This is a genomic window from Mycobacterium arosiense ATCC BAA-1401 = DSM 45069, assembly GCF_002086125.1.
Lineage (GTDB): Bacteria > Actinomycetota > Actinomycetes > Mycobacteriales > Mycobacteriaceae > Mycobacterium > Mycobacterium arosiense.
This window is the reverse complement of record NZ_MVHG01000074.1, coordinates 20,309-27,122: the sequence shown is the minus strand read 5'-3', so window position 1 is coordinate 27,122 and position 6,814 is coordinate 20,309. Positions and strand designations below refer to the sequence as shown.

Genomic DNA, 6,814 nt, shown 5'->3' with positions numbered 1-6,814 from the left:
ATGCTCAGGACGAGGGGTTTGGCGATTTCTCATCCTGCCGCCGAAGGACCCGTCCTCCTCACATCCCGACCATGCCGACGTCTACAACGTCATGACCCGCAACAGCTAGCTGGCGCGCCTGGCCGCCGGCCGATTGGCCTCGGCGGCGACCACCGCCAACTGTTCCAGGCGCGTCCGGGCGAACGCCTGCTGCTCGGTGATGGTGAGCTGACCGCGGCGGGTGCTCAGGAATGTCACCGTCCAGGACAGCAGCGTGCTGATCTTGGTCTTGAATCCGACCAGGTACACCAAGTGCAGGACCAGCCACGCGAACCAGGCGAACAGCCCGCTGAACTCGACCGGACCGATCTTTGCGACCGCGGAGAACCGCGACACCGTGGCCATCGAGCCCTTGTCGAAGTATTGGAAGGGTTCCCGGTCGGCCGGGTTGGCGCCGCCGAGCTCGGCCTTGATGGTGTTGGCGACGTACTTGGCGCCCTGGATGGCGCCCTGCGCCACGCCCGGCACGCCCTCGACGGCGGCCAGGTCGCCGATGACGAACACGTTCGGGTGGCCGGGCACCGACAGGTCGGGCAGCACCTTGACGCGGCCGGCCCGGTCCAGTTCGACGGAGGACTGGTCGGCGAGGTCGCGGCCCAGGGGGCTGGCTGACACGCCGGCGGACCACACCTTGCACGCCGACTCGATGCGCCGGATGGTGCCGTCGGAGTCCTTGACGGTGATGCCGTTGCGGTCGACATCGGTGACCATCGCGCCCAGCTGGATCTCCACGCCCATCTTCTCCAGCCGGTCGGCCGCGCGCTTGCCCAGCTTGTCGCCGAAGGGCGGCAGCACGGCGGGCGCGGCATCGAGCAGAATCACCCGCGCCTTCGTCGAGTCGATGTGCCGGAAGGAGCCTCTCAACGTGTCCTTCGCCAATTCCGCTATCTGCCCGGCCATTTCGACGCCGGTGGGACCGGCCCCGATCACGGTGAACGTCAGCAGCTTGGCCCGTCGTTCCGGATCACGCGAGCGCTCGGCCTGTTCGAACGCGCTCAGGATCCGGCCGCGGACCTCGAGCGCGTCGTCGATCGACTTCATGCCCGGCGCGAACTCGGCGAAATGGTCGTTGCCGAAATAGGACTGACCCGCGCCCGCGGCGATGATCAAGCTGTCGTAGGGGGTGTCGTAGGTGTGCCCGAGCAGGTCGGACACCACGAATTTGCCCTCGAGATCGATGTGGGTGACGTCACCGAGTAGCACCTGCACGTTGCGCTGCCTGCGCAGGACGACCCGGGTGGGTGGCGCGATATCCCCTTCGGACACAATGCCCGTCGCGACCTGGTACAGCAGCGGCTGGAAAAGGTGATGCGTGGTCCGGGCGATCAGCTTGATGTCGACGTTGGCGTGCTTGAGCTTCTTAGCCGCGTTCAATCCTCCGAAACCGGAGCCTATGATGACGACCTGGTGGCGACGCTCCGGTCCGTCTGTGGTTCCTGGCTGGGGGCTCATGATTCCGCTGCTCCTGACGAGGGCTTTTGGACGCGCGACTGCAGTCAGTCACAACGCTAGTCAGGCGGATACCCGCAAACCTAGCTGGCAACATGTGTAATCAAACACATCGTCTGTATCAGTGCTGGTCGACCGCGGGCATTGTGGCGTAGTTATCACACCGGCGAATCACGCAATCGTCATTGGGGAGAACCTTCTCCCGCGCAGTGCTCGTGGCCTTCCTGGATCGTTCCGCCGGGCGCGCGCCCGAGCGCCGCGGCCTGCGCCTCTTCGCGTGTCGGACCCCAGCCCCCGAAGTACCTGGATTTGGCCGCGTTCAAGACGAGTGCCATGCAGCCACCCTGGCCACTGGCGAGCAGCCGACAATCGCTGATGCTCTTGCGGCATGTGTCCATCGCCGCCTTCTCGGCCGCGCCCTGGTTGGCTGCACCATCGGCGATGCTGATGTGCCCGGTGGAGTCCGATATCGCCATCGCGATCCAGTTGTTGTCGGCGTGCGCGACGGGGACAGGGACGAACACCGCGCAAACAGCTATCGCCGCGAAAGCTCGATTCTTCATGGCCTTCCGGCCCCTTTTCTTCCGCGCTGCGCGCTTGTGGCGCAAGTCATCGCTGCTACACCGAAGTATCACCGCGGCGCCACGAATCCGCGAGCCGACCGAGTGCCAAGGGCTACAGGCCTACCAGCGGACGCAGCGCTGCGCCGGCCGCCTCGATGACGCCGGGCGTGTAGAAGGGCAGGTTGATGATCACGCCGTCGATGCCCGCGTCGATCACCTTCGACTTGATCTGATCGGCGACGGAGTCCGGCGTGCCGGCCACCATGCGCTGTGTCATCTCGGCGGGAATCTGGTCGGGGCTCGCGTTGCCGTCGATCAGCACCGTCGTCAGGGTGCTGGTCTCCAGGGTCGCCGGGTCGCGGCCCACCTCCTCGCAAGACCGGCGCACGGCGTCCAGTTTGCGCGGCAGCTCGTCGAACCCCGCGATGACGTTGAAATGGTCGAAATGCCGTGCTGCGAGCGGGATGGTCTTCTTTTCGCCGCTGCCGCCGATCATCAGCGGAATATGTTCCCGGAGGCGGGGATTCGCCAACGCCTCGCTGGTTTGATACCACTTGCCCGAGACGGTGGCCCGCTCGCCCTTGATCATCGGCAGGATAATCTGCAGGGCCTCATCGAGCCGGTTGAACCTGTCGGTGAAGGTGCCGAATTCGAAACCCAATTGGTCGTGCTCGAGCTGAAACCATCCGGTGCCGATGCCCAGAATCGCCCGCCCCTGACTTACCACGTCCAGCGTGGTGATGATCTTGGCGAGCAGGCTCGGGTTCCGATACGTATTGCCGGTCACCAGTGTGCCCAGCTGCACCCGCTCGGTGGCGGTGGCCAGCGCACCCAGGGCGGTGTAGGCCTCCAGCATCGGCTGGTCGGGCGAGCCCAGCATCGGCAGTTGGTAGAAATGGTCCATCACGAAAACCGAGTCGAATCCGGCGGATTCGGCTTCGCGGGCCTGGGCGATGACGGTGGGGAAGAGTTGTTCAACCCCGGTGCCGTAGGAGAAGTTGGGAATCTGCAGACCGAGTCGAATAGCCACGAGGACTACCGTAGCGACGGGTCCCGCCCGAAAGAAGGGGACGCGAGGCGTTACGCCTCAGGCGAAACGGGCCAGCGCGCCGTGGCTCACGTGCAGCGTCTGACCGGTGATGTGGCGGGCCGCCGAGGTGGTCAGGAACAACGCCAGGCGGGCGGCCTCGACGGCCACCGGCGCCGGCGTGCGCGACAGCCCGTCGTAACCGGCTTCGGCGCTGCGTCCGCTCGCCACCACATTGACGGTGATGCCGCGGGTGCCGAAAATGCCGGCCTGGCCCGCGGCCCAGTTCGACAGCGCGGCTTTGATCGCTGCGTCGGCGCCGCCGGGCGGTGGATTCTCGGGCACCACACCGATGATGGAGCCGCCCGAGCGCAGGTGATCACCCACCGTCCGCACGGTCAATACCGCCGAAAGCACCGTCGCGTCAAGGGCATTGCGCCAGGCATTGGCGGTATCGGCGATCGAATAGGTGCGAGGGTCGCCGGCCTCCCAGGCGGGCGCGGGCACGTGGACGATGGTGTCCAGGTGATGCGGAAAAAGGGGACGGGCCTCTTCGAGGCTGGCCGGGTCGGTGGTGTCGCAGACGATCGCCTCGACTTCCAGTTCTTTGGCGGCGATCTCCAGGTCGCTCTTGCGTGCGCCCACCAGGGTCACCTTGTGGCCGTCATCGCGGAAGCCTTCGGCTACCGTGCGCCCCAGCTCCGTGTCTCCGCCGGTAACCAGCACCTCCACTGCCATGACCTCCTCGTGTGCACGCGCGTTATGGCACGATCCCGCATATGTTACTGGACGGTAGCTAGCCGGCTAAACTTTCGCCGGCGCGACGCGCGGATCAGTTGCGTAACTATTCGGCCGTCACTGTCTCGCGCACTTTCTTGCGGCGATTCAACCGCCGAGCGGACCGCAATGTCGGCGGGCTAGGGTTCACCCATGCGTCGGATCGGGATCCTGTTCGCTGTGGTTTCGACGGTGCTGGCAGCGGGGCTGGTCGGATGCGGTTCCACGTCGCCGACCGCGCAGCCTTCGCAGGCCTCGGGCAAGGTCGTGGTGTTCGCCGCGGCGTCGCTCAAGCCGGCGTTCACCCAAATCGGCCAGCGGTTCAAGGCCCAGAATCCAGGTGTCGGCGTCGACTTCGAGTTCGCCGGCTCGTCCGATCTGGCGACCCAGCTGACACAGGGCGCGACGGCCGACGTGTTCGCCTCGGCCGACACCGCCCAGATGGATAGCGTCAGCAAGGCCGGCTTGCTGACCGGCAGCCCGACCAACTTCGCGTCGAACACGCTGGTCATCGTCACGGCGCCGGGCAATCCGAAGCGGATCGGCTCCTTCGCCGATCTGGCCAGGCCCGGCCTCAACGTGGTGACCTGTCAGCAGCCGGTGCCGTGCGGGGCGGCGACCCACCGCGTCGAAGACCGCACCGGCGTGCGCCTCAGCCCGGTCAGCGAGGAACCCAGCGTGACCGACGCCCTCAACAAGGTCACCAGCGGCCAGGCCGACGCCGCGCTGGTCTATGTCACCGACGCGAAGAACGCCGGCGGTAAGGTCGCCACCGTCGACTTTCCCGAGGCCGCCACCGCGGTGAACGTCTATCCCATCGGTGTGCTGAAGAACGCGCCGCTCGCCGCGCCGGCGCACAAGTTCGTCGACCTGGTGACCTCGCCGACCGGGCAGCAGATCCTGGCCCAGGCCGGCTTCGCAAAACCCTGAGCGCCGCCCTTGCACCGGCCGACGGATCTGCCCCGCTGGGTCTACCTCCCCGCGGCGGCTGGGGCCGTCTTCGTGGTGCTGCCGTTGCTGGCCATCGCGGTCAAGGTCGACTGGCCGCATTTCTGGTCGCTGATCACCACCTCGTCGTCGCGAACGGCGCTGTTGCTGAGCCTGAAGACCGCCGCCGTCAGCACGGTGCTGTGCCTGGTGTTCGGGGTGCCGATGGCGCTGGTGCTGGCGCGCAGCACCGCGCGGGTGGTCCGGTTGCTCCGGCCGCTGATCCTGCTGCCCCTGGTGCTGCCGCCCGTGGTGGGTGGCATCGCGCTGCTGTATGCGTTTGGCCGGCTCGGATTGCTCGGCCGGTACCTCGAGGCCGCCGGCATCGGGATCGCGTTCAGCACCGCCGCCGTGGTGCTGGCACAGACCTTCGTCTCGCTGCCGTTCCTGGTGATTTCCCTCGAGGGCGCCGCGCGCACCGCCGGCGCCGACTTCGAGCTGGTGGCCGCGACGCTTGGGGCACGCCCGAGCGTCGTCTGGTGGCGGGTCACCCTGCCGCTGCTGTTGCCGGGCGTGGCTTCGGGGGCCGTGTTGGCCTTCGCCCGTTCGCTGGGGGAGTTCGGCGCGACGCTGACCTTCGCCGGATCCCGCCAGGGGGTGACCCGCACGCTGCCGCTCGAGATCTACCTGCAGCGGGTGACCGACGCCAATGCCGCCGTGGCCCTGTCGATCCTGCTGGTCGTCGTGGCGGCCCTGGTGGTGCTGGGTCTGGGCACCCGCCGGCTGACCGGGACTGACACCGGGCAACCATGAGCGAATTGCAGCTGCGCGCGGTCGTCGCGAACCGCGGGGTCGACGTGGAGTTCTCTGTGTCCGCGGGCGAGGTGCTCGCCGTGCTCGGTCCCAACGGCGCCGGCAAATCGACGGTCCTGCATGTCATCGCGGGGCTGCTCGGTCCCGACCATGGGGTGGTACGGCTGGGGGACCGGGTCCTGACCGACACCGCGGCCGGGGTGAGCGTGCCGACCCACGACCGCCGGGTCGGGCTGCTGCTGCAGGACGCGCTGCTGTTTCCGCACCTCAGTGTTGCCGCCAATGTCGCTTTCGGACCGCACAGTCGTCACGCGAGGATGCGCGGGGCTCGCCCCAGAAAGTCCGACACGGCGCTGCGGTGGCTGCGCGAGGTGGACGCCGAGGGCCTGGCCGACCGAAAACCGCGGCAGCTGTCCGGCGGTCAAGCCCAGCGGGTCGCGATCGCCCGGGCGCTGGCGGCCGAACCCGACGTGTTGCTGCTCGACGAACCGCTGGCAGGCCTTGACGTCGCCGCGGCCGCCGCGATCCGGGCCGTGCTGCGCAGGGTGATCACCCACATCGGCTGCGCGGCGGTCCTGGTCACCCACGACCTGCTGGACGTGTTCACCCTGGCCGATCGTGTCCTGGTGCTGGAGGCGGGCAGGATCACCGAAATCGGCCCGGTGCCAGACGTTCTCACCGCGCCGGGCAGTCATTTCGCGGCCCGGATCGCGGGCATCAACCTGGTGAATGGAACCGTCGACCGTGACGGCTCGCTGCGCGCGGTCTCCGGCGACCGCTGGCATGCGGCCCCAGCGCAGAGCGGTGATGCCTTTTTGCCCGAACAGCACGCGATCGCGGTGTTTCCGCCGACGGCGGTGGCCGTCTACCGCGATCGACCGCACGGCAGCCCCCGCAACACCGTAGAGGTCACCGTCGCGGAGATGGATGTCCGCGGCCCCGCGGTGATGGTGCGCGGCACGCAGCAACCCGACGGCGCCCCGGGCCTGGCGGCGGAGATCACCGTCGATGCCGCCTCGGAGCTGCAGCTGGTTCCCGGCGACCGGGTGTGGTTCTCGGTCAAGGCTCACGAAGTGGCGCTGCACCCCGCCGCTCAGTGACCACGCTGTGCGGGCCGCGTCGCCCGAAGAAGGTTGCACATTGGCAACATCGGTAAATGCGCGCCGCTTTCGTCGCAAAGCGTCCTTGCGTCACAGCGGTAACACGGTAGGTTCGTCGC

Annotated in this window: 7 protein-coding genes; 3 read left to right on the top strand and 4 right to left on the bottom strand. The window is 67.7% G+C overall.

What is annotated here, in order from left to right; genetic code table 11:
- Nucleotides 1-105: 105 nt before the first annotated feature.
- The 4 genes from BST14_RS21650 to BST14_RS21635 form a co-directional block, all read right to left on the bottom strand.
- A complete protein-coding gene (locus tag BST14_RS21650) occupies nucleotides 106-1,491 on the bottom strand; it encodes an NAD(P)/FAD-dependent oxidoreductase (protein ID WP_083066411.1) in 1,386 nt (461 codons plus the stop codon).
- 179 nt (nucleotides 1,492-1,670) lie between these two features.
- Nucleotides 1,671-2,051 (bottom strand): DUF4189 domain-containing protein, encoded by a 381-nt coding sequence (locus BST14_RS21645; protein ID WP_083066415.1) that lies wholly within the window; start codon nucleotides 2,049-2,051, stop codon nucleotides 1,671-1,673.
- Nucleotides 2,052-2,163: 112 nt separating this feature from the next.
- Nucleotides 2,164-3,081: an LLM class F420-dependent oxidoreductase gene (locus BST14_RS21640; RefSeq protein WP_083066410.1), complete on the bottom strand. Its 918-nt coding sequence runs from the start codon at nucleotides 3,079-3,081 to the stop codon at nucleotides 2,164-2,166.
- Between the two features lie 57 nt (nucleotides 3,082-3,138).
- Complete coding sequence (locus BST14_RS21635) at nucleotides 3,139-3,816, bottom strand: SDR family oxidoreductase (protein ID WP_083066409.1); 678 nt, start codon at nucleotides 3,814-3,816, stop codon at nucleotides 3,139-3,141.
- A gap of 192 nt (nucleotides 3,817-4,008) precedes the next feature.
- Here BST14_RS21635 and modA point away from each other — a divergent pair, with 192 nt between their 5' ends.
- Genes modA through BST14_RS21620 form a run of 3 tightly spaced genes read left to right on the top strand, consistent with a single transcriptional unit; the run spans nucleotide 4,009 to nucleotide 6,695 of the window.
- Complete coding sequence (modA, locus tag BST14_RS21630; RefSeq protein ID WP_083066408.1) at nucleotides 4,009-4,785, top strand: molybdate ABC transporter substrate-binding protein; 777 nt, start codon at nucleotides 4,009-4,011, stop codon at nucleotides 4,783-4,785.
- 9 nt (nucleotides 4,786-4,794) lie between these two features.
- Nucleotides 4,795-5,595 carry an ABC transporter permease gene (locus BST14_RS21625; RefSeq protein ID WP_083066407.1) on the top strand — a complete coding sequence of 267 codons (801 nt, stop codon included), beginning with the start codon at nucleotides 4,795-4,797 and terminating at the stop codon, nucleotides 5,593-5,595.
- A complete protein-coding gene (locus tag BST14_RS21620; protein WP_083066406.1) occupies nucleotides 5,592-6,695 on the top strand; it encodes a sulfate/molybdate ABC transporter ATP-binding protein in 1,104 nt (367 codons plus the stop codon). Before BST14_RS21625 ends, BST14_RS21620 begins: the two co-directional genes overlap by 4 nt.
- Nucleotides 6,696-6,814: the final 119 nt, after the last annotated feature.